The sequence below is a fragment of the Anabaena sp. FACHB-83 genome, from assembly GCF_014697485.1.
Taxonomy (GTDB): Bacteria; Cyanobacteriota; Cyanobacteriia; order Cyanobacteriales; family Nostocaceae; genus Nostoc_B.
On the sequence record NZ_JACJRY010000045.1, the window covers coordinates 18,390 to 42,193 of the forward strand.

Annotated in this window: 29 protein-coding genes; 20 read left to right on the forward strand and 9 right to left on the reverse strand. The window is 40.6% G+C overall.

The features are described from left to right. The first annotated feature begins 223 nt into the window (after window positions 1-223). Window positions 224-1,015: a hypothetical protein gene (locus tag H6G79_RS29750; RefSeq protein ID WP_190594541.1), complete on the forward strand. Its 792-nt coding sequence runs from the start codon at window positions 224-226 to the stop codon at window positions 1,013-1,015. A gap of 147 nt (window positions 1,016-1,162) precedes the next feature. Here the strand turns inward: H6G79_RS29750 and ftsE are convergent, their stop codons facing one another. Together ftsE and H6G79_RS29760 are read right to left on the reverse strand one after the other, a co-directional pair. Beyond that, the gene (ftsE, locus tag H6G79_RS29755) at window positions 1,163-1,900 is read right to left on the reverse strand and encodes a cell division ATP-binding protein FtsE (protein ID WP_190594542.1); all 738 of its coding nucleotides are present in this window, start codon (window positions 1,898-1,900) and stop codon (window positions 1,163-1,165) included. A gap of 231 nt (window positions 1,901-2,131) precedes the next feature. Then, window positions 2,132-2,884 (reverse strand): WecB/TagA/CpsF family glycosyltransferase, encoded by a 753-nt coding sequence (locus tag H6G79_RS29760; protein WP_190594543.1) that lies wholly within the window; start codon window positions 2,882-2,884, stop codon window positions 2,132-2,134. Between the two features lie 541 nt (window positions 2,885-3,425). On the opposite strand from H6G79_RS29760, the gene H6G79_RS29765 reads away from it, so the two are divergent. The 5 genes from H6G79_RS29765 to fba all read left to right on the forward strand — a co-directional run bounded on the left by H6G79_RS29765 (window position 3,426) and on the right by fba (window position 8,386). Continuing rightward, entirely contained in the window at window positions 3,426-4,142 is a 717-nt protein-coding gene (locus H6G79_RS29765) for a response regulator transcription factor (RefSeq protein WP_190594544.1), read from the forward strand. A gap of 187 nt (window positions 4,143-4,329) precedes the next feature. Then, complete coding sequence (locus H6G79_RS29770) at window positions 4,330-6,000, forward strand: SpoIIE family protein phosphatase (RefSeq protein WP_190594545.1); 1,671 nt, start codon at window positions 4,330-4,332, stop codon at window positions 5,998-6,000. 3 nt (window positions 6,001-6,003) lie between these two features. Continuing rightward, window positions 6,004-6,429 (forward strand): anti-sigma regulatory factor, encoded by a 426-nt coding sequence (locus tag H6G79_RS29775; protein ID WP_062295158.1) that lies wholly within the window; start codon window positions 6,004-6,006, stop codon window positions 6,427-6,429. A 60-nt stretch (window positions 6,430-6,489) separates the two neighbouring features. Continuing rightward, complete coding sequence (locus tag H6G79_RS29780; RefSeq protein WP_190594546.1) at window positions 6,490-6,672, forward strand: hypothetical protein; 183 nt, start codon at window positions 6,490-6,492, stop codon at window positions 6,670-6,672. Between the two features lie 634 nt (window positions 6,673-7,306). Next, complete coding sequence (fba, locus tag H6G79_RS29785) at window positions 7,307-8,386, forward strand: class II fructose-bisphosphate aldolase (protein WP_190594547.1); 1,080 nt, start codon at window positions 7,307-7,309, stop codon at window positions 8,384-8,386. A 468-nt stretch (window positions 8,387-8,854) separates the two neighbouring features. On the opposite strand, the gene H6G79_RS29790 is transcribed toward fba, so the two are convergent. Beyond that, window positions 8,855-9,133 (reverse strand): hypothetical protein, encoded by a 279-nt coding sequence (locus H6G79_RS29790; RefSeq protein WP_190594548.1) that lies wholly within the window; start codon window positions 9,131-9,133, stop codon window positions 8,855-8,857. Window position 9,134: 1 nt separating this feature from the next. Between H6G79_RS29790 and H6G79_RS29795 the strand changes: the two genes are divergently transcribed. Beyond that, entirely contained in the window at window positions 9,135-9,290 is a 156-nt protein-coding gene (locus H6G79_RS29795; RefSeq protein WP_190594549.1) for a hypothetical protein, read from the forward strand. A gap of 244 nt (window positions 9,291-9,534) precedes the next feature. On the opposite strand, the gene H6G79_RS29800 is transcribed toward H6G79_RS29795, so the two are convergent. From H6G79_RS29800 to H6G79_RS29810, 3 genes are all read right to left on the reverse strand, one after another. Next, entirely contained in the window at window positions 9,535-9,930 is a 396-nt protein-coding gene (locus tag H6G79_RS29800) for a hypothetical protein (RefSeq protein WP_190594550.1), read from the reverse strand. 666 nt (window positions 9,931-10,596) lie between these two features. Continuing rightward, entirely contained in the window at window positions 10,597-10,947 is a 351-nt protein-coding gene (locus H6G79_RS29805; protein WP_242048616.1) for a type II toxin-antitoxin system VapC family toxin, read from the reverse strand. A 20-nt stretch (window positions 10,948-10,967) separates the two neighbouring features. Next, window positions 10,968-11,207 (reverse strand): hypothetical protein, encoded by a 240-nt coding sequence (locus H6G79_RS29810; protein WP_190594551.1) that lies wholly within the window; start codon window positions 11,205-11,207, stop codon window positions 10,968-10,970. A gap of 359 nt (window positions 11,208-11,566) precedes the next feature. Here H6G79_RS29810 and H6G79_RS29815 point away from each other — a divergent pair, with 359 nt between their 5' ends. The 8 genes from H6G79_RS29815 (at window position 11,567) to H6G79_RS29850 (ending at window position 17,734) form a co-directional block, all read left to right on the forward strand. Next, entirely contained in the window at window positions 11,567-11,965 is a 399-nt protein-coding gene (locus H6G79_RS29815; RefSeq protein ID WP_190594552.1) for a hypothetical protein, read from the forward strand. Between the two features lie 277 nt (window positions 11,966-12,242). Next, a complete protein-coding gene (locus H6G79_RS29820) occupies window positions 12,243-14,642 on the forward strand; it encodes a tetratricopeptide repeat protein (RefSeq protein WP_191049384.1) in 2,400 nt (799 codons plus the stop codon). Between the two features lie 241 nt (window positions 14,643-14,883). After that, window positions 14,884-15,159, forward strand: a complete 276-nt coding sequence (locus tag H6G79_RS29825) for a hypothetical protein (protein WP_190594554.1) — start codon at window positions 14,884-14,886, stop codon at window positions 15,157-15,159. Continuing rightward, window positions 15,159-15,593 carry a PIN domain-containing protein gene (locus H6G79_RS29830; protein WP_190594555.1) on the forward strand — a complete coding sequence of 145 codons (435 nt, stop codon included), beginning with the start codon at window positions 15,159-15,161 and terminating at the stop codon, window positions 15,591-15,593. Before H6G79_RS29825 ends, H6G79_RS29830 begins: the two co-directional genes overlap by 1 nt. A gap of 123 nt (window positions 15,594-15,716) precedes the next feature. Further along, complete coding sequence (locus H6G79_RS29835) at window positions 15,717-15,890, forward strand: type II toxin-antitoxin system Phd/YefM family antitoxin (protein WP_190594556.1); 174 nt, start codon at window positions 15,717-15,719, stop codon at window positions 15,888-15,890. A gap of 246 nt (window positions 15,891-16,136) precedes the next feature. Continuing rightward, window positions 16,137-16,520: a DUF433 domain-containing protein gene (locus H6G79_RS29840; protein WP_242048618.1), complete on the forward strand. Its 384-nt coding sequence runs from the start codon at window positions 16,137-16,139 to the stop codon at window positions 16,518-16,520. Then, window positions 16,517-16,876, forward strand: coding sequence for a DUF5615 family PIN-like protein (locus H6G79_RS29845; protein ID WP_190594557.1), 360 nt, complete (start codon window positions 16,517-16,519; stop codon window positions 16,874-16,876). The genes H6G79_RS29840 and H6G79_RS29845 overlap by 4 nt, the downstream gene beginning before the upstream one ends. Before the next feature lie 375 nt (window positions 16,877-17,251). Beyond that, a complete protein-coding gene (locus H6G79_RS29850) occupies window positions 17,252-17,734 on the forward strand; it encodes a hypothetical protein (protein ID WP_190594558.1) in 483 nt (160 codons plus the stop codon). 21 nt (window positions 17,735-17,755) lie between these two features. Here H6G79_RS29850 and H6G79_RS37520 read toward each other — a convergent pair whose 3' ends face one another. Then, window positions 17,756-17,878: a hypothetical protein gene (locus H6G79_RS37520; RefSeq protein ID WP_277877377.1), complete on the reverse strand. Its 123-nt coding sequence runs from the start codon at window positions 17,876-17,878 to the stop codon at window positions 17,756-17,758. Here H6G79_RS37520 and H6G79_RS29855 point away from each other — a divergent pair. The 5 genes from H6G79_RS29855 to H6G79_RS29875 all read left to right on the forward strand — a co-directional run bounded on the left by H6G79_RS29855 (window position 17,877) and on the right by H6G79_RS29875 (window position 22,405). After that, window positions 17,877-18,077, forward strand: coding sequence for a hypothetical protein (locus H6G79_RS29855; RefSeq protein ID WP_190594559.1), 201 nt, complete (start codon window positions 17,877-17,879; stop codon window positions 18,075-18,077). The two genes, H6G79_RS37520 and H6G79_RS29855, sit on opposite strands and share 2 nt — an antisense overlap. Beyond that, the gene (locus tag H6G79_RS29860) at window positions 18,074-18,343 is read left to right on the forward strand and encodes a type II toxin-antitoxin system RelE/ParE family toxin (RefSeq protein WP_190594560.1); all 270 of its coding nucleotides are present in this window, start codon (window positions 18,074-18,076) and stop codon (window positions 18,341-18,343) included. The genes H6G79_RS29855 and H6G79_RS29860 overlap by 4 nt, the downstream gene beginning before the upstream one ends. Window positions 18,344-18,667: 324 nt before the next feature. Next, complete coding sequence (gene ptsP / locus H6G79_RS29865; RefSeq protein ID WP_190594561.1) at window positions 18,668-21,163, forward strand: phosphoenolpyruvate--protein phosphotransferase; 2,496 nt, start codon at window positions 18,668-18,670, stop codon at window positions 21,161-21,163. A 141-nt stretch (window positions 21,164-21,304) separates the two neighbouring features. Beyond that, a complete protein-coding gene (locus H6G79_RS29870) occupies window positions 21,305-21,703 on the forward strand; it encodes a hypothetical protein (RefSeq protein WP_190594562.1) in 399 nt (132 codons plus the stop codon). A gap of 33 nt (window positions 21,704-21,736) precedes the next feature. Then, window positions 21,737-22,405: a polysaccharide deacetylase family protein gene (locus H6G79_RS29875; RefSeq protein ID WP_190594563.1), complete on the forward strand. Its 669-nt coding sequence runs from the start codon at window positions 21,737-21,739 to the stop codon at window positions 22,403-22,405. Window positions 22,406-22,825: 420 nt separating this feature from the next. Here the strand turns inward: H6G79_RS29875 and H6G79_RS29880 are convergent, their stop codons facing one another. Both H6G79_RS29880 and H6G79_RS29885 read right to left on the reverse strand, forming a co-directional pair. Then, window positions 22,826-23,167, reverse strand: a complete 342-nt coding sequence (locus tag H6G79_RS29880) for a helix-turn-helix transcriptional regulator (RefSeq protein WP_062298591.1) — start codon at window positions 23,165-23,167, stop codon at window positions 22,826-22,828. Between the two features lie 171 nt (window positions 23,168-23,338). Beyond that, window positions 23,339-23,782 carry a hypothetical protein gene (locus H6G79_RS29885; RefSeq protein WP_190594564.1) on the reverse strand — a complete coding sequence of 148 codons (444 nt, stop codon included), beginning with the start codon at window positions 23,780-23,782 and terminating at the stop codon, window positions 23,339-23,341. Between the last annotated feature and the right edge of the window lie 22 nt (window positions 23,783-23,804).

Sequence of the window (23,804 nt, forward strand, 5' to 3'; positions counted from 1 at the left end):
ACCTGGATTTCTCACAAGAGAGAAAGCCAGGTGCTGGGGAGTGTGGGAGGATGGTGAAGAAATCTTTCCCCCCACACTTCCCTCTCTCCCCACACTCCCCACCAATACGGGGAGAAATTCGGGACAAAGACTATCCAGAATGAGTAATATTAGCTTCAACATGCACCTAATCCCTGGTAAAAGATATATTAGAAAATCTCGTCAACACAATTAGGTAAATACTGTGGCAAAGGCTTCGTTTTCTTTGCAGCAACTAATTAACCAGATACCCAACTGGTCACTTCCAGCTTTGTCGCCAGGAAGTTCCAAGCAGCAAAATTTCAAGCCTTTTTCCGGTTCTGGAGGTGTTCTCGGCTTCCTAACAATAGTCGTAGCAATGCTGTTATGGAACTGGAAACTGCTATTAGCTTTGATAGTTGGTGTGGGAGTAATGTTAATCACCTACTCAAACCAACAATGGAACTGGCAACAACGTTGGGTAGAAATTCAAAAAATCCTCAACGGGCCAAATCGTCGGTTAGTTTTAGCTGTTGCTATTGGTGGTCTGGCAACTATTAGCACTTATATGGCTGCTGCTATCTGGGTTGACTCTCATAGCCCTTGGTTAGCAACTGGCACAATTTTGCAAGGTTTGGGAACTTTATTAACTTTAGTTTTGTTACTTTGGCAAATTTTCAGCCGTTATCGCCATCAAGACCAAGATGTATTTGAGCAATTGTTACTCAATTTAACAGAAGCAGATCCCTTAAAGCGGTTGCTGGCTATACGTCGAATTACCAAATTTATCACCCGCCAGCCAGTGAATGAGTCGTTACAGCAAGAAGTTAGCCAATGTTTGCAACTGCTTTTGACTAAAGAAGAAGAAGTCATCATTCGAGAGGCAGCTTTTGAGAGTTTACAAATCTTAGACAAACTCTCAAATCTCCCATCTAGCAAAGCCACTCCTTTGAAACCAGTCAAGTTAAAAGTCAAAACTCAAAAATCTCAAGACAAAGTGCTGAGTGCTGAGTACTGAGTAACTTCTTAGGAAAAATATCTCTTTGTTTGGAAGGGGGATAAGGGAGACAAGGGGGACAAGGAAGACAAGGGAGATAGTGGCTTTGTTGAGTAAACAAATTGGATAATTTCTTTTTTGGAATTTTCTGTGACTCTTGATTGTTAACTATTTCCGAGATAATCTACCGTTACGGACTTGGACTACAGGATGATTGCAGCGCCGTACAAGTTGTTCGTCGTGGGTAGTCACAATTACTGTAGCCCCAAAAGAATTTAACTTTTGCAAAATTTGGATGACTTGCCAAGAATTATCGGGGTCGAGGTTTCCTGTGGGTTCATCAGCTAAAATTAATGGCGGTGTTCCCACAATGGCGCGTGCAACACTTACCCGTTGTTGTTCGCCTCCCGAAAGTTGATCAGGAAAACAGTTAGCTTTGGAAAGTAAACCCACTAACTTTAACGTTGGTTCTAAACGTCTTTGAATTTCTTTGCGAGTGAAACCTTGTGCTTGCAGTACAAAGGTTACATTCTCGGCTACTGTTCTTTGGGGAATCAGTTTGTAATCTTGAAAAACAATGCCAATGCGTCGCCGCAACAGTGATAAGCGATCGCCCCGCAAATCTGTTACATTGCAATCATTGACAATCACCTCTCCCTGAGTAGCCGATTCTTCGCCATACAAAAGCTTTAACAGTGTTGATTTACCAGAACCGCTAGGGCCTGTAATAAACAAAAATTCTTTCTGTTTCACCTCTAAACTCACATCCAACAACCCGTGACAGCCATTGTTGTATGTTTTTGTTACAGAGCGTAACTGCACAATGGGAGCATTACTACTACTTTGTGGGGAAGATGTACTATCCTTTGCAGGAATATGCTGATCAGTTTTAACAACGGTTCTCATTGGCAGAATATATACACTTGCTTAGAACTAAAAGCTCGAAAAACTTCAATTTAAGATTCTCTTAAAAAAAGGATTCCCAGGATATCCCTAAGAATCTCAAGTTCAAAAGCAAAAATTAAATTTTTTGGAAATTTCAGTAATCACCGCAAGTCATATATTAGTAAGTCAGGAGTGGTGGATGTTTATTGTCGCCCTACTCCCTACTCCCAATTCCCTACTCCCTACTCTTCTCTAGAAGGCGCTTTTGGCTGTCAAGCGGTAAACAAATGCTTTCACGGCAAATTCTGGCAAAGCTAACATCCGTCGCCAACGCCAAGGTTCTTTATATAAGCGATACAGCCATTCCAAATTATTATTGCCTAACCAAGCAGGAGCGCGGGTTTTGCTTCCTGACCAAATATCAAAACTACCGCCAACACCAATCCAAATTGCTTGGGGACATAAATGACGATTTTGGGCAATCCATAATTCTTGACGTGGTACTCCCAACCCAACCAAAATAACTTGAGGCTGTAATTGAGTTAGTGTTTGGTGTAATATCTCTTCTTCTTCGGGAGAATGATAGCCAGAATGAGTCCCGACTATGTTTAAATCTGGGGCTTGCTGCTTCCAGAAATCTGCGGCTTTGGTTGCTATTCCTGGTGCGCCGCCGTAAAAAAAGACTTTTGTACCTTTTTGCTTTTGTCCTAGTTCTCGCAGTAATGTTTCTGCTAGTTCAATTCCTGGACAACGTTGAACCTTTTGCCAAAATAGCCACTGCAAATACAAAACCACACCAGCACCATCAGGTATCACCAACTCAGCATCGTGAATTACCTTGGCTAGTGCGCTGTCTCGTTCTGCTTGCATGGTCATTTCTGCATTCAGCGTCACTACATGAGTACCTCTGCTGTGTTGCAGGCATTCTAGCAACCAGCCTGGATAGTTACTCATAACATGAACTGGTATTCCCAGCACCGAAAATACTTTAGGCGGTTTAGACATAGCCTATTCTAATTAGCCTCACATCACACCAGATTGTCTCGAACGATAGTTTATCAAATATTTTAATCAATCGCCTGGGCAATTTTAGGCAACTAGTAGTGAGAAAGTTACAGGGTTAAAAGTCTTTCAGGGCTTGATGTGGGCGGATATTTACGCAAGCAGGTTGTAATGTATACCAAAATTTTTTATGATTAAAATTTCTAATGAATATAAATGTATTAATTTGTCATATTTCATAACGAACCATCATTGGAATGCAATTGTTAGGAGCGATCGCATTTTCGTCATCGTAATCAGTGGTTGACAAAGATGAATCTGTCGTAAATCAGCCAGTATACTCATAAAAAAGGAGGTTAGCTTTTCTCTAACCAAAAATTTAAGTTTGCTTACCAGTGAAAATATCCAACACAATAAAACTAATAACTTACTAGGCAAAAATTCTATATTTATTTTTTATCAGTGTATTTCCATCACAATCCACTAATATTTTTGCATCAACTCGGTTTCACAGTTTAGTTAGTTTAACGGGCAGAAGTTGACAATGAGTAAAATCCGTATTGTTTTGATCGAAGATCATGACCTTACCCGTGTTGGTATTCGCACAGCACTACAGCAAAGAGATGAAATTGAAGTGCTAGGTGAAGCTGGCAATGCGGCGGAAGGCTTAAAGCTGTTAAGAATCTTACAGCCAGATATTGCGATCGTCGATATTGGTTTACCTGATAAAGATGGAATTGCACTGACCAGAGAAATTAAAGCAATTGCTACAGGCGAAGATGCTACCAAGGTGTTAATCTTAACCCTTCGAGATAATAAAGAAGCCGTTTTGGCTGCTTTTGCAGCTGGGGCTGACTCTTACTGTATGAAAGATATCAAATTTGATAATTTGCTAGAAGCCGTTAGAGTTACGTACAATGGCAACGCCTGGATTGATCCAGCGATCGCCAGAATTGTGTTACAACAGGCACAAGAGAATTCTCCTAAACAGGAAACTGTTGCCCAAGAAAATAAAAATATCCCCCAAAATCAAGACTTTGGGGAAAGTGAGGAAATAATTGACCCCTATACCCTGACAGAACGCGAGTTAGAAGTGTTACAGTTAATTGTCGAAGGTTGTAGCAATGCTGTTATAGCTGAACGACTTTATATTACAGTTGGGACTGTAAAAACGCATGTCCGTAATATTCTGAATAAGCTATGCGCTGATGACCGTACCCAAGCAGCAGTTAGAGCTTTACGTTCTGGGTTGGTTGGCTAAGGTAATTCCAGGGTTGAACAACCTTGGCATAAATTGAGGAAGAAGCTAACTTTGAGTCAATTTCTCAGTTCAAAGCAGGTAACTTCTATGATGAGAGCGATAGCTTTTTGATTTGTTTGCAGGTGGTCACTGGGTGGGATAAAAATTGTATTGTCTCGCCACACAAGTATCGGAAATAAAGTCAAATATGACTGAGACAGAGGTAGAAAAACTCAAGCTCATGATTGTCGATGATGAGCTAGATAATTTGGATTTACTCTACCGCACTTTTAGGCGAGATTTTCAAGTATTTAAAGCCAATCATGCCCTAAGTGCGCTGGACATATTGGAAAAAGAAGGTGAGATGGCCGTGATCATCTCAGATCAAAGAATGCCAGAAATGAATGGCACGGAATTTCTCAGTCGCACAGTAGAAAGGTTTCCTGATACCATTAGGATTCTTTTAACTGGCTTTACTGATGTGGAAGATTTGGTCGATGCTATCAACTCCGGTCAAGTATTCAAATATATCACAAAGCCTTGGAATCCTGAACGGCTCAAGTTACTAGTTGAACAAGCTACTGAGACATATCGTTTAGTCAAACAACGCACTCAAGAGTTGCGTCGGGCGCTACGCCGAGAATCTTTGTTTAATGAGGTGACAACAGCAATTCGAGAATCTCTCGATTATGGCAATATGTTGCAGAAAATTGTTGCCACCATCGGACAAACCTTTGATGCTACTTGTTGTTTGCTGATTCCGGTAGAAGGCGATCGCTTAACCAATGATAAATTTTCTTATCAAGATGCCAATTCTTCTATATTAAATTTTGCCTTTGACCATAGTTTGTTTGAGAAGGTTGTCGAAACTCGTCATTATCAACTCAATCAAGAAACCTTTGATGGCAACCCTTGTAACTATCTGGTAGTTCCTCTTACCTATCAGCAGCAACTATTAGCCGTACTTGCACTGTATCAGGTAGGACGTGATGAGCTTTGGCCAGATGAAGATATTAAATTGATTACAGGTGTCGCCGACCAAGCCGCTTTAGCTCTTTTTCAGGCGAAACTTTATCAACGCCTACAAGAAAAACAAGAGCAAATTCACGCTGAATTGGAAGTAGCACGCCAAATTCAACATAATTTGCTCCGCCAAAGCTTACCTGATATCAAAGAGGCAAAACTACAAGCCTGCTGCTATCCAGCGCGAGAAGTAGGAGGCGATTTTTTTGAAGTATTTGTCCACCCCAAAGGCGATTTATGGTTAGCAGTAGGTGATGTTTCCGGGAAAGGTGTACCTGCGGCTTTATTCATGGCTAGTGCCATTTCTGTACTGCGGCGCGAATTATCTCAAGAAACACCAGCCGAACCTCATATCATCGTCCAAAATCTCAATCATGCTTTGTGCAATGACTTAATTAGTAACAATTGTTTTATTACTCTCGTATTAGCTTGTTATACACCTAGTACAAAAGAACTAGTATATGCTAATGCTGGACATATCTACCCTCTACTATGGTCTCGCCAAACTGACTCAACCCAGCAGCCCAACTATCTTAAAGTACGTGGCATTCCTTTAGGGATCTTACCTACTTGGAAAGCACTCTCAGGAAGAGTAAATCTTTCCACTGGAGATACTTTATTGTTAGCTAGTGATGGGATTACTGAAGCATCAGTATCCAGTGAGTTACTAAAATGCGAACAAACAGATGCTAATCTTTCGCCAAGTAGCCACTCTATGCTGAACCAAGAAGGTCTTTGGCAACTTCTCCAAACAGAGCCACAACCACTTTCTCTGAACCATTTACTAGCTCGTATCCAAGCAAATAACCAAGTTCAAGAAGACGATCAAACTATACTTTCACTAGAGGTTTTATAAGTAATGAAAAGTGAGCTTCATGTACCAAGTGATTTGAATTATTTAAATATCGTCGAAAGCTGGTTGCTGGGATGCTTGAAAGTCAAGCTAGGAGATTCTGTAGATTGGTCTCGGCAGTCCAGTCGTTTACGATTGGCTTTGGTAGAAGCCTACTCTAATGTGGTGCGTCATGCCCACAAAGAGCAGCCAAATTTACCAGTACTACTGCGTTTAGAACTCAAAGACCGAGACATTTCCCTAGAAATATGGGACTATGGCGAAGGCTACGATATGTCTACTTACCTAGCACCTAATCCTGTAGATAAACAAGAAGGGGGTTATGGGTGGCTAATTATGAATCGGTTAATGGATAAGGTAGAGTACCAATTACAAGTTAATGGCGCTAATTGCTTGAAATTAGAAGCTACAATTCCTGAATTGGTGAAATAACCCAGGAGTCCTTGATGAATTTGGTTTTATAAATAAAATTATGTAGTCAGGGAGTAAGCAATGGTGATTAGTCTCCCCTCACAAACCTACGGTGTACACACAAGTCCAAGTAAAGTAATAAGAGCAGGAGTTGTGGCAGGGCTGTTTCCTTCCCTAAAAGTCTCTAATTTACAAGCGTATCAAGCAAAAAAATCAGGTGATTCAACAATTTTATTTACTCATGAGCCTGGCGATCGCACTTAAATTTACTGGTTAAAGCAGTAATTTGTCGATTACCAACTCCCTAAAATTTTTGGATGATACTCTTGACAAAATCCTGATCAAAGCGAATGAAACAGCCCTGGGAGTTGTGGGGAGTAAAAGAGGGTGAAAAATCCAATCAGAATACACGCGAAAGCAGTTGAGGGAAAAGCATTGTTACACTTCCCCGACTGCTTAAACCTCGCTTCGCTCGTTTCAGCAAAAAGTCGGGGGATTCTCTAAGAAGGCTACATAAACCAAGCCTGCGTAAGCAGGCTAAATCTAAATATTGCATAAAAACACACTTCAACAAATTTTAGTGACCGCCTACGCAGAATATTTTAAAACCTGCGTAGGCGGGTTTAGTTTGTGTAGCCCCAGACTTCAGTCTGAGGGCTATGCTGATGCGCCTTTTGGAATCACCAACTACTAAATCTCTTAAATGTAACGTAGCATACTTGACAGTCGCCTAAGTCAAGCATGAGGCATCTTGGTGAGAGATGACGTAAACTTTTTCAACATAAACACCCGACTCTAGTTATAATTTCCTATAAGTTGAAAAAACTCTTAAGAATTAGCGTAACTAATACGCTGCTCTCACACCGACTAGCTGACAACCACATTAGGAGGACTATCTATGGCGCTTGTACCATTGCGGCTGCTCTTGGATCACGCAGCTGAGAACGGTTACGGCATCCCAGCTTTTAACGTTAACAATTTGGAGCAGATTCAGGCAATCCTGAAGGCTGCTGCCGAGACAGATAGCCCCGTAATTTTGCAAGCTTCCCGTGGCGCTCGTAACTATGCAGGTGAAAACTTCCTGCGCCACCTGATTTTGGCTGCTGTAGAGACCTATCCTCACATTCCCATTGTCATGCACCAAGATCATGGTAATGCTCCTTCTACCTGCTACTCAGCTATCAAGAACAACTTCACTAGCGTGATGATGGACGGTTCTTTAGAAGCTGATGCTAAAACCCCTGCCAGCTTCGAGTACAACGTTAGTGTTACCCGCGAAGTTGTGAATGTAGCTCATGCTTTGGGCGTAAGTGTAGAAGGTGAACTCGGTTGCTTGGGTTCTTTGGAAACCGGCGCGGGTGAAGCTGAAGATGGACATGGTTTTGAAGGTACTCTTGACCATTCTCAACTGCTAACTGACCCCGATGAAGCTGTTAGCTTTGTAGAAGCAACCCAAGTAGATGCTTTGGCTGTAGCTATTGGTACTAGCCACGGTGCTTACAAGTTTACCCGCAAACCAACTGGCGAAATTTTGGCTATCAGCCGCATTGAAGAAATTCACCGTCGTCTACCTAACACCCACTTGGTAATGCACGGTTCTTCTTCTGTACCTGAAGATTTAATCGCTTTGATTAATGAGTACGGTGGTGCTATTCCTGAAACCTACGGCGTACCTGTAGAAGAAATTCAAAAAGGTATCAAGAGTGGTGTTCGTAAGGTGAACATCGACACCGACAACCGTTTGGCTATCACCGCAGCTGTGCGCGAAGCTTTATCAAAAAATCCCAAGGAATTTGACCCCCGTCACTTCCTCAAGCCTTCTATTACATATATGCAGAAGGTTTGTGCTGAACGCTATCAGCAATTTGGTACTGCTGGTAACGCAAGCAAGATTAAACAAGTTTCTCTGGAAGAGTTTGCTGCTAAGTATGCTAAAGGTGAATTAAACGCTGTCACCAAGGCTGCTGCTAAAGTTTAATTTAGCTAAAGAATTATAGGGGACACTTTTGTGTTTCCTTAAACTGAGGGTTTTAATATTAAAAATAAACCGGGAAACATAACAGTTTCTCGGTTTTTTGTTGAAATGAGAACAGGTGATAGGGGACAGGTGACAGGTGACAGTACGTAGTAGTGGCGTGGCAAGGCTACAATAGGGCATAAAAATAACTCTTGTGGTGTGGGTATCCTGCCCGCACCGGACGGGCTAGAAGCCCATCCCACAAGAAATTTATCATGCAACATTTAAGGCTTGCCACGCCACTACACATACTCAGTAACCAGAGGTCATGACTGCACTCAACCTGAAAAAGCTGCATTACTGCTGATGCCGTCTTGGCTATCATTAAACCAGAAAAGCTACCGTTAATTGGCTTGCATCCCCATTGGCTACCTTAAAGATGAGTGCTGAGTTAAAAAGACGTTGCAATGCAACGTCTTTAAATTTAAATTACTGTATCGAGATTTGACGAGTTAAAATGCTCATCACTTCATCGGGATTACCTGTTGGTTGCAGTGGACTCCAATCTCCCACACTGGCGTAACCGATAACTTGCAAATAGTGAATTGTACTAGTCACAGCTTTGGGTGAACCGATTAGCAAATGTTTAATTGGTTCCCGGAAAGGAAATGGTTGTTGGGGAATTTGCTTGGGTGTGGGGAAGTGAAAGTTTTGTTTTAAGAACAGGGCGATTTGAGATTGGGCGAAGTTGAGTAATTGTGCCATCATTGTGTTGAAACTCCTGTATTTGAGTTTTATAAAAGCGATCGCTCTCTTCTTGCCAGAACCAGACGATCGCTTTTATCCTGTATTGAGTTTAGATAATGGCGATCGTTTTGTTCTTTGGAGAATTGAGCGATCGCCTTTATCATGTCTTTTATACTAAAGTATAAATTTATACTTGTCAACTACTAATGCAAAAATTTTTGTTAGTAATTTTAGGTTTTTAACAGAGATAAATTATGTTGACTAGGCGTGATATTTGTCATATCAATTAACAGAATTATTGGCGAGTTTGTGCTTGAATAAAAGTTATATCCCCGACTTCTTAAAGAAATCGGGGATATTTTTGTGAACAGAAATTTTGGCTGGGTTATTACTTACGTTTAAAACAATCTATAGTCGGAAATTTAGGCGTTTTCAGTTGTAGTGTTAGAAGTTTCTTGTGTGCTGGCTTTTAAGCGACTGACAGAACTCCTGCGAACACGTTCACTTTTGCGAACACCGCCAGCCATTTCGTATTCAACACTGTCTTTACCGTATTTAAAAGCAACGCCAATCAGCATTCTATCATTTAATTCACCTAAACTTTTTTCCAATTGTTCCATTTCAAGTTTAGTTGAATCTATGACAACAAGAGCCGTATTATAAGCATTAAGTTTAGCGCGATATTGCTCAATTAATTGAATCATATTTTGTAGATTGCGATTATCGCCAAAATCCATATTTGGGTCAATCGCCTTAAGTCCAGATACTCTCAACTCAGCTTTTTCGACAATGCGAGATGTGCGTCTTTTTTGAGACATAATTATTTGCTTAATAAATTTTGCTAAAGCTAGTTTGTCTTAATTGCACTAAATTTTGCGTCAGTATATTTGACAAAATCTGGTTGTGTTTAGATTTTGTGCATCAGTAATATCTCTGCTAAAAATAAGTGCGGGAGTAGAGAGAATAAAAGCTAGAAATATATATTTTGTTTAGATGTCAAGGACTGGATTTATTGTCCTAACGACGGAATCTTTTGTCCTAACGACGGAATCTTTTGTCCTAACGACAGAACCTTTTGTCCTAACGACGGAATCTTTTGTCCTAACGACAGAACCTTTTGTCCTAACGACAGCAACTTTAAATATTAGTTGGTAAAACAACTTAACGCGCGGGTGCATCCCAGTTTTTAGTTTTCACATAGAGGATAATTGTCATTGCGTACTCCTTCGGAGAAACAAGCTACGCGTAGCGTCTCGCTCCAGAGGAACGACGTAGGCGTAAGACTTCCCGCAGGGTAGCAATCTCATGCACTCGTTCAAAATAGTAAGATTTTGCGATTGCTTTGTTCCTCGCAATAACACATAAAAAAGTGGGATGCTCCCTTAACGCGCAGCTTTCCCAAAGAATTATTCAACTAAATGAACCCAAGGCAAAACAGAATGAACTTTGTTAAATAAACGTTTATCACCTGTGTAGAAATTTGCCTAAAATCTTTGGGCTAACGCCAAATAATGAGCATCATAAGTAGCTGGAAGGTTGAGTTGTTGTGCGATTTCCCACGCTTGTTGATGAAGTTGCTGATCACTGTAAAATTGAATAGATAAATTTAAAACATTATTGAGACATTCTTGAGCTTCTGTCTGCAATAATTGTTTTGCCAGTTGCATTCTATGAAATACATTTGTGACTTCGTAGCATAAAAGAGTTGGAGCAATAATCTGAGCTTGGTTCTGCTCCCAATTATCCCACAAAGCTAAATAAGGGGATGTTTTTGAGGTATAAGTAACTAATTTAATTAAAAAATTAGCATCTACACAAATAAATATTGTATTCATAGTTATTTTTGACTGAGTAACTAATCTGCTAACAATTGTTGGTCTCGTTCTTCTCGCATTTGATAAATTATTTGGTCAATATCTGGCTCAAAGGGTTGACCATTATATCTTTGTTGGATAGCTTGAGCATTAGTTAAAATTTTGGTACGTAAATCTTGCCAATTAGATTTATGCGCTAACTTTTGCTTCAATAGTTCTTGTTCTTCAACAGATAAAGCTTTGATGGCATTAACTAAAGATTCAACAAGCTGAATGTTCATAGATTTAAAATCTTGATTACCATTTTTTGCTAATAGATAATTAAAATATAGCCGAATTTTTGTTGGGTTACGCTTTGTTTTATCAAACCTATCAAGCTAAGATAGGGTTTAATATCATGTCCGGTTAATTAGTTATGATTCCCACAGTCATTGCACCCCACCCCCTAACCCCTCCCCGTTCACGGGGAGGGGAGACAAAACATAGTTTTGGCGGGGTGGGGTTCTTCGGTTTTTATAAGTAATCAAGCGGACATGATATAATTTGTCTGAATCTAAATTATTTCAGTTAAATTGCGTAATTTAACTCTAAAACTGTGTATTTCTAAATAAATTAAGATGCACCTAAATTAAAGTAGCACATGGAACCTTTGACTACTGCGGCGATCGCTCTTGGCTCTGTAGTCGCCACCAAAGCCTTAGAAAGAACAGGCGAAATGGTTGGCGAAACCCTGTGGAATAAAACTGGTGAGTTGCTTGTCAAGCTGAGAAAACACTCACCGAATGTTGTAGCGGCGATTGAAAAAGCACCAACCACACCGTTAGATTATGGCAATGCTGTAATTGAAATAGAAGCTGCGGCGAAGGCTGATCCTGAAGTGGCGCAAGCTGTACAAGAAGTGGTGACAGCAGCACAAGCGGAGACGAATCCCAAGTTTGTAGACATCATGACAGCACCTAATTTAACAAAATTGGCAGACAAAATTGGTCAAGTTGTGATGTCAGGTGGGACAGGTAATATTGGAACAATGTCTTTTTAATCTCATTTAATATAGGACTTACGCAAAAACCCTCTCGAATCCTCTTAACTTCGTGTCCTTTGCGCCCTTTGTGGTTTGTTTTTTCATGATTCTGCGTAATTCCTGTAATATTCTAAATTATTTCCCCAACCCGCCCAGAAATAAATTTCCGGGCTAATAGCGCAAGTCTACTCAAGTAGACTGAAACCTTTCTTCCTAGTCTTCTTCAGAAGACTTTAGCTATTAGCCTTAGAATTAATTCTGAGGCGGGTGTGACAACCGATGCACTTAACCATATATGCCTGAAGACTTTAAAAAGTTAAGCGATAAAATTGGTCAGGTTATTTTTCCTGGTGGGAAAGGAGTCATTAAAAATTTAGTTATAGAAGGACAAAAACAATTAACTCCCACAAAACATATACCACGCAGTTCTGTTCACTTTGTCGGGCGAGAAACAGAACTGACACAAGCACATGAAGACTTGCAGTGTGGTAAATATGTCGCAATCTCAGGGATGGGAGGTGTAGGTAAAACAGAACTTGCTACCCAATACGCGAGACAATATCAAGATGATTATGGCGGGATAATTTGGTTTAATGACAGAGCCAGTAATCTCGCGGCGGAAGTATTAAGTTTTTTTGTTCAGCTTGGTTTGGAGATACCCCAAGAACAAAGCGGAAGACTGTTAACCCTACAAGAACAAGTTGCTTGGTGTTGGTTGCAATATCCCCAAACTGACTTACCTATATTAATCGTCTTTGATGATGTCACCAGCTTAGACAACCTGGGCGGAGTTGTCCCCAGCGATAACCGCTTTCGGGTTTTGGTGACAACTCGCCTGCGAAATTTAGATCCTAACTTTATTCAAGAAATTCCCTTAGATGTTCTCTCGCCAGAGAAAGCATTAGAACTGTTAAAAAAATTGTTGAGGAAAGACAAGCGAGTAGACAACCAACAACAAGCCGCCAACGCAATATGTGAATTTTTAGAATATTTACCTTTGGGGATAGAGTTAGTCGGTGCTTATTTAGCACAAGACCCAGATTTACATCTATATATAATGTGGGAGCGACTGCAACAACGCAAGTTAGCCGAAGCAGCATTACAAGACAGGGAAACTCTCAACTCAACACAACTGGGAGTGAAAGCCGCCTTTGCTTTAACTTGGGAAGAACTCGAACCACTAACGCAACAACTAGGCAGGTTTTTGAGTTTATTTGCGCCCCAGTCTATTTTATGGGATTTGGTAGTGTGGGTGGCGACTGGTGGAGATGATGAAGATGAGCCTCCTGCAAGTGATGATGTAAACACTAGTCAAATTACCCCCCTTAATCCCCCCTTGGAAAGGGGGGAAACTAGAGAGTCTAATTCTCTCCCTGTAGAAACGGAGGAAAGTTCCCTCCCCTTTACAAGGGGAGGGTTAGGGTGGGGTAATTCAACTGAAATCAACGAAGCCAAAAAACAACTCTACAAACGTCACTTGCTGCAACAGGTAGAAAACAGCGAAGGATATTATAAAATTCATGCCTTAGTGCGGTGGTTTTTACAAGAACAGTTAGCAAATGCTGGCGAGATGAAGCCAATTTTAGAAACCACTTTTGCCACTGCGATGATAACCAAAGCTCAAAGCCTTCCCTACTCAGCAACGTCTAAAGATATCGAACGTGTTAAAGATGTTATTCCCCACATTGAAGATTTGGGAGAACGGATAATTGCAGAAGTAAACCAAGCAAAAGAACAACAGATAAATTCCCCCGCATCAGTACCTAATGATGTATTAATTTGGGTATTTGTGGGAGTAGCAAGATTTTATGCAGGACAAGGACTATATCAATTAGCAGAAAATTGCTATAAGAAATGCGTCAACGTTTGCCAAGCTTTATTTACAGGCGATCATCCCGATGTCGCCACTAGCTTGAACAATTTAGCCTTACTTTACTTTAGCCAAGGCAGGTATGGTGAAGCCGAACCTTTGTACATTGATGCCTTGGCGATGAGACAGCGCCTATTTGTTGATGATCATCCCAATGTCGCTACAAGCTTGAACAATTTAGCTGGACTTTACTTTAGCCAAGGCAGGTATGGTGAAGCCGAACCTTTGTACATTGATGCCTTGGCGATTAGACAGCGCCTATTTGTTGATGATCATCCCGATGTCGCTTCTAGCTTGAACAATTTAGCCTTACTTTACTTTAGCCAAGGCAGGTATGGTGAAGCCGAACCTTTGTACATTGATGCCTTAGCGATGAGACAGCGCCTATTTGTTGATGATCATCCCAATGTCGCTACAAGCTTGAACAATTTAGCTGGACTTTACTTTAGCCAAGGCAGGTATGGTGAAGCCGAACCTTTGTACATTGATGCCTTGGCGATGAGACAGCGCCTATTTGTTGATGATCATCCCAATGTCGCTACAAGCTTGAACAATTTAGCTGGACTTTACCGTAGCCAAAGCAGGTATAGTGAAGCCGAACCTTTGTACATTGATGCCTTGGCAATGTTTCAACGGGTGTTAGGGGATAATCATCCCAATACAGTGACAGTGAGAGAAAATTTGGCAATTCTGCAACGCCAGTTAACTCCCGTTCCTATTTGGCAAGGTTGGTTAAGTAGGTTTTTCCAATTATTATTAGTTATATTAATTTTACCGTTTTATTTATTGTGGCAACTGGCTAAAAAATTAATTCGTAATTCATAATTCGTAATTATGCGAGAGGTTCAGATCCCCCCTAGCCCCCCTTAAAAAGGGGGGAATTTTTCTTCAAGTCCCCCTTTTTAAGGGGGATTTAGGGGGATCTTCAATGTTCAAACTGTACTAACTGAACCGTATTGGTTTATGAAGCGATCGCTCTCATCAATCATCAAGATACGATGGTTTTGCGGTAGGCGAATCGTAATGCTAACCTAGTTCATATCATGACAAAATCAGAACAATATTTATGAACCTTCCACCCCAATTACAAGAAAAGATTGAAAAATGGGCAAGCAGTCAGGGAATATCAACTGAGCAATTTATTTTGCAAGCCATTACAGAAAAAATTGCAACTCTCAGCCAGCAAAAACTAGCAGAAGATACTCAACCCAACCCCAACCAAGCAAACCTCTATCGCAAAGATGGAATCTTAGTTGTAGACGCAGAATTACCAGCCAACTTTGATATCAATACTTTTATAGATGAATTGAGAGAAGAACGCATTCAAGAACAAATAGTTTAATGAAAGTTTTGTTTGATACTTCAGCCTTAGTTCCTGCAATAATTGTCAATCATCCACAACATTCGGTTTGTTTTCCCAAGATTCAATCTGCAAAGTCTGGGGAAATTCAAGGGTTTATTTCAACACACAGTTTAGCTGAAACATATTCTGTTATCACACGCTTACCTGTTCAGCCACGTATCAGTCCTCAACAAGCTCAAAGCATAGTTGTAGATATACTACAGTATTTAGAAGGAGTTCCACTAGTTGTTCAAGATTATCAAAATGCGATCGCTCAAATGTCAACTTTAAACCTTCCTGGTGGCGCTATTTTCGATGCTTTAATTGCTCAAGCTGCATTAAAAGCCCAAGTAGATATTTTACTAACATTAAATCCAAATCATTTTACTCGTTTGGGAAGTGCGATCGCTTCAATTGTACAAGTCCCTACGTAGCAAAAAATGGTTTTGCGCTTGGCGATCGCTCTCATCAACAATCAAGATACGATGGTTTTGCGGTAGGCGATCGCTATTTGTAGATAGAATAAAATAAAGTAATTATCAGTCAAAAACATCATCATGTCTTCGCTTCCCGTCAACGAAGCTCAAAAGCAGTTACAACAGCTAATCGACCAAGTTGCAGAACAAGGTAAACCTGTAATTATTCAAGGCGATCGCGGTAATGCTATTCTACTGTCAGAAAAAGATTGGTCTGCAATTCAAGAGACTCTCTACTTGCTATCTGCAAAATAATAATCCTGTCATTGCGTTCGCGTAGCGTCTCGCAGAGAGGAGGCACGACGTAGGCGTAAGACTTCCCGCAGGGTAGCAATCGCATGGACTCGTTCTTAGTGAGGGATTTTGCGATTGCTTCACTCCACTTCGTTGCGCTCGCAATGACGTATTAGTTTCATCAAAAATCAAGATACGATGGTTTTGCGGTAGGCGATCGCTGTTTGTAGATAGAATAAAATAAAGGTATATGTTGGTTGGAATTAAATGGAACCCAACATCATCAAGGCTACCATTTCTTTAATCACTCGTAAACAAATGCAACTAGAAGATTATTTTGAATTTCTAAATCCAGATGACATCCGAATTAAAGGACATCGCATTGGCATTGATCATGTAATTCAATATTACCTGCAAGGATATTCGTCAGAGGAGATTCTAGAAGAATTGCCTTCTCTTAATTTGGAAAAAATTTACGCGACGCTTACCTATTACCTGCAAAATCGTACAGAAATAGATGCTTATATGTTGCGGTTATCTAAGTGGCAAGAACAACGCTATCAAGAATCTTTAGCTAATCCTTCTCCTTTAATGCAACGTTTAAAAGCATTTAAAGCACAACGTGAACAGGAGTTACTCAACCGCGCGTGAAGATACGTTTTCTTTTAGATGAAAATTTGCCACCTAAGCTAAAGACTGCCGTTTTGCGCTTTGATCCAACAATAGATATTTTACGTGTAGGCGAGGCCAATGCACCACCATTAGGTACACTTGATCCAGATATATTAAAGTATCTAGAATTATCCGAAAGGTTATTAATTACAGACAATCGTAAAAGTATGCCTGGACATTTAGAAAAACACTGGAGTGATGGAGGGCATATTTGGGGGCTAGTTTGGTTACGTTCTAGTGGTAATCTTAGTAGCTGGGCAGAGACAATTTATATCATCTGGCAAGTGACAGAAGCAGAAGAGTGGATTGATAAACTAGACTGGATTCCCATCTAAAAAATTAATTTTCTATGGACGAGGCGGCGTTGATAATAGTTCAAATCTCCGACTTCTTTAAGAAATCGGTGTTTTAGTTGTAGACGCAGAATTACCAGCCAACTTTGATATTAATGCCTGTATAAATGAATTGAGAGAAGAACGTTTTACTCGTTTGGTAAGTGCGATCGCTTCAATTGTAAAAGTTCCTACGTAGAGAGAGGTTCAGATGTGTAGGTTGGGTGGAATGAAATGAAACCCAACATAATCAAAATTTTGTTGGGTTACGCTGTCGCTTCACCCAACCTACCATTTCTTTTGAAGTGACAATTGAAGATTTGATAAAAGTGGTGGAAGAATAAGTGAAGAAAAACCTGTATTTTAGCTAATTTATGTATGGCATCGTTTAATTTAAGTGTTGCTCTAAAATTCTTAAAAATTTATGCCACAGTCGGACTGATTAGTAGTTTGATAATACATATATTGTCTTTGTTGCTCTCAGTCATTGATTTAAACTCCTTTGGAGTTGTACTAAGTTGCTTACAGTTAGGAATAATATTGCTGTCACTTTTCATTTGGTATATCAACCGTCAGATGAAATATGGTAATTCTGACAGAGACACATATCTTGAACAAAGGGAAAGCGATAGCACTTGGAAAATCACTTCATCACAATGTCCTAAATGGATGAAATTCATTGTCCAGGCTAGTAATATATATACATTGCTCTTTTGGTGGTTAGGTTTTATTTTAGTAGCCATTCACCAAATGCCTTTTGAGACATGGGCAGTACGCTGTTTTTCCGCAATATTAATGTTGATGTATCTAAGATGTTTAGCTTTAGTCATCGCTTGCTATCGAAGATACCAGATTTTGTAAGGCTAAGAATCAGACTGTAGTTTATATAACTACTATTTTCAGTGCGATCGCAACTAGATATTCTAAATCTATTGGTAAACTAGAGAAAGACCATAATAATGGTGTAAATATCAGCGATAAAAAGCAAGTAATGAGGTATATCATGCAACCGACAAAAACTAGACAAGCATTACTCAAAGCTATTTATGAAGAATTAGAACAAGCTTATGACGACACTTTAGAAGATGTTTTAGAGTTACTAAAAATTCGTAAAAATGAAGATGAAGAGGATATTCAAGATATTTATGCTGCGAAAAATGATACTACTATCTCTTGGGAGCAATATAAGCAAGAGAGTGCATGATTTATCAAATAGAAATTACAACCAGGGCAGCTAAACAATTAAAAAAGCTACCTGAAGATATTAAAGTTAAAATTGAAGAAAAAATTCAAGAGTTATCCAACAATCCTCGTCCTAATGGCGTGGTTAAGTTAGAGGGTGAAGAAGATACCTATCGTGTTCGCGTGGGTAAGTATCGTATATTATACGAGATTAAAGATGATTTATTAATAGTTAAAGTCGTTAAAATTAGTCATCGTAAAGATGTTTATCACCGCAAAAAGAGCTAATTAAATTTAATCTTAGCCATGCTATTGATACTTTAGTTTGTTTCTGAATATAAACAGGGCTTACGCAAAAGTATAAAAAAATGAACCGCAAAGGACGCATAGACACGAAGTGGCTTCCCGAAGGGTAGGACACGAAGTTATAAGAGTTTGAGAGAGTTATTGCGTAAGTTTTAATCAACTCTGCTCGCATCCCTCCTCCAGATACAACGCCTCATTCTAAAGATTTCTGGACAATTGTAATGAGAATGAAATATTGATGTTATTTTGGACTGCAACGAGTAGCTTGCTCAATCTCAGACTCTCAACAAGGTTGATGGTGTTGCAGTGGTCGGAATAGTTATCGTTTCTCATAGTAAACAATTGGCTCTGGGTGTGCAGGAACTCGCTGCACAAATGGTTCAGGGCAAAGTTGCGATTGCGGTGGCGGCTGGTATTGATGATGCAGAAAATCCACTTGGTACGGATGCGCTGAAGATTTATGAGGCGATCGCATCTGTATTTAGCGATGATGGTGTATTAGTATTGATGGATCTTGGTAGTGCGGTCATGAATGCAGAAATGGCTGTGGAGTTTTTGCCAGAAGCCCATCAAGAAAAAGTATACCTCTGTGAAGCACCATTGGTAGAAGGTGCGATCGCCGCTACCGTTGCAGCCGCTATAGGTAAAAATATCCAGCAGGTAATAGCAGAAGCCAGAGGAGCATTAAACGCCAAAGCCACACAATTAGGCATTACTAATACAACAATTGCTGACAGTATTAATACACAACCAATAACGAGTGCAACTTATCCAAATCGAGAAATTCGGCTGACTGTTAATAATCGTTTAGGCTTACACGCGCGTCCGGCGGCGCAGTTTGTCGCCACAGCCGCAAAATTTCAATCTCGCATTCATGTGCAGAATTTAACCAGAAATACTGCCGTTGTTCGGGGTGACAGTATTAACCAAGTGACAACTTTGGGAGTGCGTCAAGGACATGAAGTATTAATTACTGCGACTGGTATTGATGCAGATGCAGCACTCGCCGCATTACAAACTTTATTTGCAAATAACTTTGGTGAAGATGATAAGGCTGTAGTATTGCCGCCAGCAGTCCAGCCGGAAACAACAGCAGCAACTCATGGCGAACTTTCAGGAATTGCGGCTTCTCCCGGAGTTGCGATCGCACCTGTAATTCATTATCAACCTGCTCCGGTGACAGTAACACAATACCACGTCAACGACCCAGAAGCAGAATTACAGCGTTTACAAGCCGCTATTCACACCGCGCAACAAGAAATTCAGACAATTTTTTCCCAAGCAACTTTGCAAATCGGTGACACGGAAGCTGCCATTTTTGATGCTCATTTACTATTTTTAGAAGACCCTGTGTTGTTGGAAACTGTACAGCAACGCATCATGGAACATCACCTCAATGCCGAAGCAGCTTGGCAAGCCGCAGTGGATGAAGTTGCAACTTCCTACCGTACTTTAGATGATGCGTATTTAAAAGAACGTGTCGAAGATGTGGTGGATGTGGGACAAAGAGTGCTGCGACTGTTAGCCGGAAGTGCTGCTAGTAGTTTGTATCTGTCTGAACCAGCAATTTTACTAGCCACAGATTTGACACCTTCCGATACAGCCGGGTTAGACCCCAGTAAAGTACTCGGTATTTGTACTGTGTCAGGAAGTGCTACATCCCACAGCGCGATCATTGCGCGGACATTGGGGATTCCCGCCGTTTTGGGTGTCAATCCTGAAGTGTTGCGGCTGCAAGATGGTACTTTGATGGCGTTGGATGGTGAAAGCGGTAAAGCTTGGGTAGAACCAGAAGCAGATATTCTCGGTGCATTGGAGGCTAAACGAGAAGCTTGGCAAACTGCTAAACAAGAAGCACTCGCCAAGGCGCATCAACCAGCAATTACCCGTGATGGCAAACAAATCAATATCCTCGCCAATATTGGCGGTATTGCAGATGTCCAAGCGGCTGTGGCTGGTGGTGCGGAAGGTGTGGGACTGTTGCGGACAGAGTTTTTGTATTTAGGGAGAAACACCGCACCCACAGAAGAAGAACAACTAGCAGTGTATCAGGCGATCGCTCAAGTTTTAGATAACCGTCCGCTAATTATCCGCACCCTCGATGTTGGTGGTGACAAGCCATTACCTTATTTGCGATTCAACTTTTCTGAAGCTAACCCCTTCTTAGGCTGGCGGGGGATTCGTTTTTGTTTAGATCATCCAGATTTATTTAAAACTCAGTTAAGAGCCATTTTACGCGCCAGTGCGGAACACAAAATTAAGGTGATGTTCCCGATGATTGCTAGTGTCACAGAAGTACGAGCAGCTAAGGCAATCTTAGGGGAAGTACAGGCACAATTGCGGCAAGCTGGTATTTCTTTTGATAAAAATCTCCCAGTGGGTGTCATGATTGAAGTCCCGGCGGCTGTCGCCATCGCTGATAACTTAGCGGCGGAAGTTAACTTTTTCAGTATTGGGACAAATGATTTAAGTCAGTATGTCATGGCAGGCGATCGCACTAACCCCAGAGTAGCGTATTTAGCCGATGCCTTACACCCTGCTGTATTGCGAATGATTCAACGAACTGTTAAAGCAGCCCACGCCGCCGGAATTTGGGTAGGATTATGTGGAGAATTAGCCGCAGATCCCACCGCCGCAGGTATTTTATTAGGTTTGGGGTTAGATGAATTGAGTGTCAATCCCCAAGCTATCGGGATCATTAAACAAGCGATCGCAAAATTAACTGTAGCTCAAGCCGAGGCGATCGTTGCTACCGCATTACAATTAGATTCGGCAAATGATGTTAGAGCTTTGGTGCAGTGAAATGCTCACGCAAAGGCAAGGCAGCGCGTTGGGCGGCTTTGCCGACTTGAAGCGACTGCCGCGCAAAGGCGCAAAGGTTTTTTCTCTGTGTCTGTCCACTACTTAAGATTTAATGTATAAATTGTCTCTAAAGTCTCAAATATGAATTGGAAGTACTACATCCCTCATATCTGGGAGCAAGAACGTCAAATCTGGGAAGATGTTTACTTACTTCCAGATGATGGTAGTTACAATGGCGAAGCTCTCTGGTTAACTATAGATGCTTTAGGTAATCCAAATAATCTAGAAGATGAATCTGATTTTGATGAGTTTGAAAAGAAGTTGTTGAAAAAACTTGGTGATAATTCTTATCTTATTGATGGAACAGAAATTGTAGTCAGGACAGAGGATTTTTCCAAAGCAGAACTTTTAGAGTGGGTGCGATTATGGTTGCAGCAGCAAGGATTTTCTGTTTCAGGGTTATTTGAAGCATCAGCAGAAGATTTTCAAGGTAAGGCTTTTCATGTAGATTTCTTGGCTCACCTTAAATCGTTAAATTGAGACTAGACTGGGGAAAGCTACAAAAAATTAGTAATGCAGTTTGCTTTCTCTTTTCCTTTAATATATCGGATTCTTCAACCGAGCTTTCCTGATTGTCTTTGGAGTGGCGATCGCAAGTGTAAGGCGATCGCACTTACTTTTGATGATGGCCCCCATCCCCAATACACACCCCAAGTTTTACAAGTTTTAGACCGCTATAATATCACAGCTAGTTTTTTTTGGTTGGGTGCTTGTGTGAATCGTTCACCAGATGTTGCTAAAGCCATCAGCGACAGAGGCCATTGGATTGGTTTACACGGTTATGATCATCGTTCTTTCCCTTTACTGACTCCCAAGGAACTCAAGGAAAGTTTAGAAACAACCCAAGCCGCTATTTACAACGCTTGTAACTTGAACCCCTCACAAGTGCTTGATGTTCGTCCTCCCAACGGTTTATTTACACCCAAAACTTTAAAATTTTTCCGTCAATGGAATTACCGTCCAGTCATGTGGAGTGTTGTCCCAGAAGACTGGGTAAGGCCAGGAATTACCACGGTAGTGCGGCGAGTTCTACAACAAGTACAAAATGGTTCACTCATCGTCTTGCATGACGGCGTTTGTGGCGGACAAGATGTAGCCGCAACAATAGAAATCCTAATTCCGCAATTGCTACAACAAGGCTATCAGTTTGTGACAGTAGACAATTTATGGCAACACAAATAGGACTTACGTACCAAGATTGGGTGTAGGGGTGAAAGGGTATGGGGTGAAAGGGTTTTGAATACTTATACCATTTTGGATTTTAGATTTTGGATTTTGGATTGGGAAATTGCTTACTGGTGAGCTTTTCAGTAACCTATTTGTTGTAATCATTTTTCAAATTGGTATTACACCCTTACACTCTCATACCCCTGTACCCTGTTCTAAAACCTTATTTTTTCGTTTTTTGCGTAAGTCCTCACAAATAATGACGAAAAATCACCGATAGATCATCTCTCGCCAAAACTCTTTGACAGATGACCCATCGGTTTATCTAAGAAATTTATAGTAGTTAGGAATGAGATTAGAAAAAACTAATCATCAAACATAGAAAATTACAGACTTTTTAGCCTGTTCCCTGTTGCCTTTTAGAAAAAGAATATGTTAGCTACTCGTAGCTTTGTGCTTTGGAGCAACTTCACTTTCAGAATTTAAGGTTGAGGTGGTAGCCTCAGTACCTAAAATCTGATGTATTTCATTTATTGAACTTGGTTTGGCTACAGGTTCTTCTAATGGTTCGTTCACATATTCTATTAGGTCGTCTACTTGACAATCTAATGCCTTGCAGAACCTAATGATTCTTTCAATGTGGTCTGTCCCAGTTCTGCCGCTTTCCCAGTTTTGAATAGTGCTTTCAGTTACGCCTACAAGACGCGATAGTTCAAGCTGGGTAAGCCCTGCTCTTTCACGAAGCAAAGCAATCCTCGGTTTTGGCTTTTGTTTCACAGCTACAGCACTTTTATCTCGATATATAGTGCTAGATCCTAGCACCAAAAAAAACCTGCGCCTAGAAAATCCCTAAAAAAACTTTATTTTAAACTATCTTTCTTAAAAATCTCGCCCTAACGCCTTTTTTTATAAGCACTATTAAGCATTTGACGACTCCTCATAGGCACATCAAAGACATTTTTGTAACTGTCTTTCTAAATTAGCCCGTAACCATAAATCAGCCGCAGACCAAACCCACAGTTGATTCGGTGCTTCTACAAAATCCTCCGGTTTATGTGTGACAATTGCATCTAAAAGTTGGTCATCAACACAAACAAATTCGACAGCCGATTCAAAATCTCTTAATGGTGATGAACGTGCTATTTGGAGAATTTGTTGGTCAACAATACAAATGTTGATTTTTTCTCGTAACCAGTCAATTACTATTTCCGCAATTTGACTGTTTTGCAAGCGGCTAGTATAAGCAGCTATTTTTTGCCAGCCAATATCTGTTAAATACAGCTTGATGGATGGATGCACTCCATCGAGTAATTCTCTGACATCTTCTGTCAATTTGTTGCGATTTATCAAAGCATCTAAGATTAAATCGGCATCAACTAAAATCCTGAACACTTGCGACTCCCATGATCGACTG

Excerpts from the sequence above, each read along its gene's own strand:
- H6G79_RS29760 (WP_190594543.1), bottom strand. The coding sequence starts at position 2,884 with ATGTCTAAACCGCCTAAAGTATTTTCGGTGCTGGGAATACCAGTTCAT.
- H6G79_RS29815 (WP_190594552.1), top strand. The coding sequence starts at position 11,567 with ATGGAACCTTTGACTACTGCGGCGATCGCTCTTGGCTCTGTAGTCGCC.
- H6G79_RS29875 (WP_190594563.1), top strand. The coding sequence starts at position 21,737 with ATGCAGTTTGCTTTCTCTTTTCCTTTAATATATCGGATTCTTCAACCG.
- H6G79_RS29855 (WP_190594559.1), top strand. The coding sequence starts at position 17,877 with ATGCAACCGACAAAAACTAGACAAGCATTACTCAAAGCTATTTATGAA.
- H6G79_RS29860 (WP_190594560.1), top strand. The coding sequence starts at position 18,074 with ATGATTTATCAAATAGAAATTACAACCAGGGCAGCTAAACAATTAAAA.
- ftsE (WP_190594542.1), bottom strand. The coding sequence starts at position 1,900 with ATGAGAACCGTTGTTAAAACTGATCAGCATATTCCTGCAAAGGATAGT.
- H6G79_RS29850 (WP_190594558.1), top strand. The coding sequence starts at position 17,252 with ATGGCATCGTTTAATTTAAGTGTTGCTCTAAAATTCTTAAAAATTTAT.
- H6G79_RS29765 (WP_190594544.1), top strand. The coding sequence starts at position 3,426 with ATGAGTAAAATCCGTATTGTTTTGATCGAAGATCATGACCTTACCCGT.
- H6G79_RS29835 (WP_190594556.1), top strand. The coding sequence starts at position 15,717 with ATGTCTTCGCTTCCCGTCAACGAAGCTCAAAAGCAGTTACAACAGCTA.
- H6G79_RS37520 (WP_277877377.1), bottom strand. The coding sequence starts at position 17,878 with ATGATATACCTCATTACTTGCTTTTTATCGCTGATATTTACACCATTA.
- H6G79_RS29810 (WP_190594551.1), bottom strand. The coding sequence starts at position 11,207 with ATGAACATTCAGCTTGTTGAATCTTTAGTTAATGCCATCAAAGCTTTA.
- H6G79_RS29780 (WP_190594546.1), top strand. The coding sequence starts at position 6,490 with ATGGTGATTAGTCTCCCCTCACAAACCTACGGTGTACACACAAGTCCA.
- H6G79_RS29820 (WP_191049384.1), top strand. The coding sequence starts at position 12,243 with ATGCCTGAAGACTTTAAAAAGTTAAGCGATAAAATTGGTCAGGTTATT.
- H6G79_RS29870 (WP_190594562.1), top strand. The coding sequence starts at position 21,305 with ATGAATTGGAAGTACTACATCCCTCATATCTGGGAGCAAGAACGTCAA.
- H6G79_RS29825 (WP_190594554.1), top strand. The coding sequence starts at position 14,884 with ATGAACCTTCCACCCCAATTACAAGAAAAGATTGAAAAATGGGCAAGC.
- H6G79_RS29775 (WP_062295158.1), top strand. The coding sequence starts at position 6,004 with ATGAAAAGTGAGCTTCATGTACCAAGTGATTTGAATTATTTAAATATC.
- H6G79_RS29830 (WP_190594555.1), top strand. The coding sequence starts at position 15,159 with ATGAAAGTTTTGTTTGATACTTCAGCCTTAGTTCCTGCAATAATTGTC.
- H6G79_RS29800 (WP_190594550.1), bottom strand. The coding sequence starts at position 9,930 with ATGTCTCAAAAAAGACGCACATCTCGCATTGTCGAAAAAGCTGAGTTG.
- H6G79_RS29805 (WP_242048616.1), bottom strand. The coding sequence starts at position 10,947 with ATGAATACAATATTTATTTGTGTAGATGCTAATTTTTTAATTAAATTA.
- H6G79_RS29840 (WP_242048618.1), top strand. The coding sequence starts at position 16,137 with ATGGAACCCAACATCATCAAGGCTACCATTTCTTTAATCACTCGTAAA.
- H6G79_RS29790 (WP_190594548.1), bottom strand. The coding sequence starts at position 9,133 with ATGATGGCACAATTACTCAACTTCGCCCAATCTCAAATCGCCCTGTTC.
- fba (WP_190594547.1), top strand. The coding sequence starts at position 7,307 with ATGGCGCTTGTACCATTGCGGCTGCTCTTGGATCACGCAGCTGAGAAC.
- H6G79_RS29770 (WP_190594545.1), top strand. The coding sequence starts at position 4,330 with ATGACTGAGACAGAGGTAGAAAAACTCAAGCTCATGATTGTCGATGAT.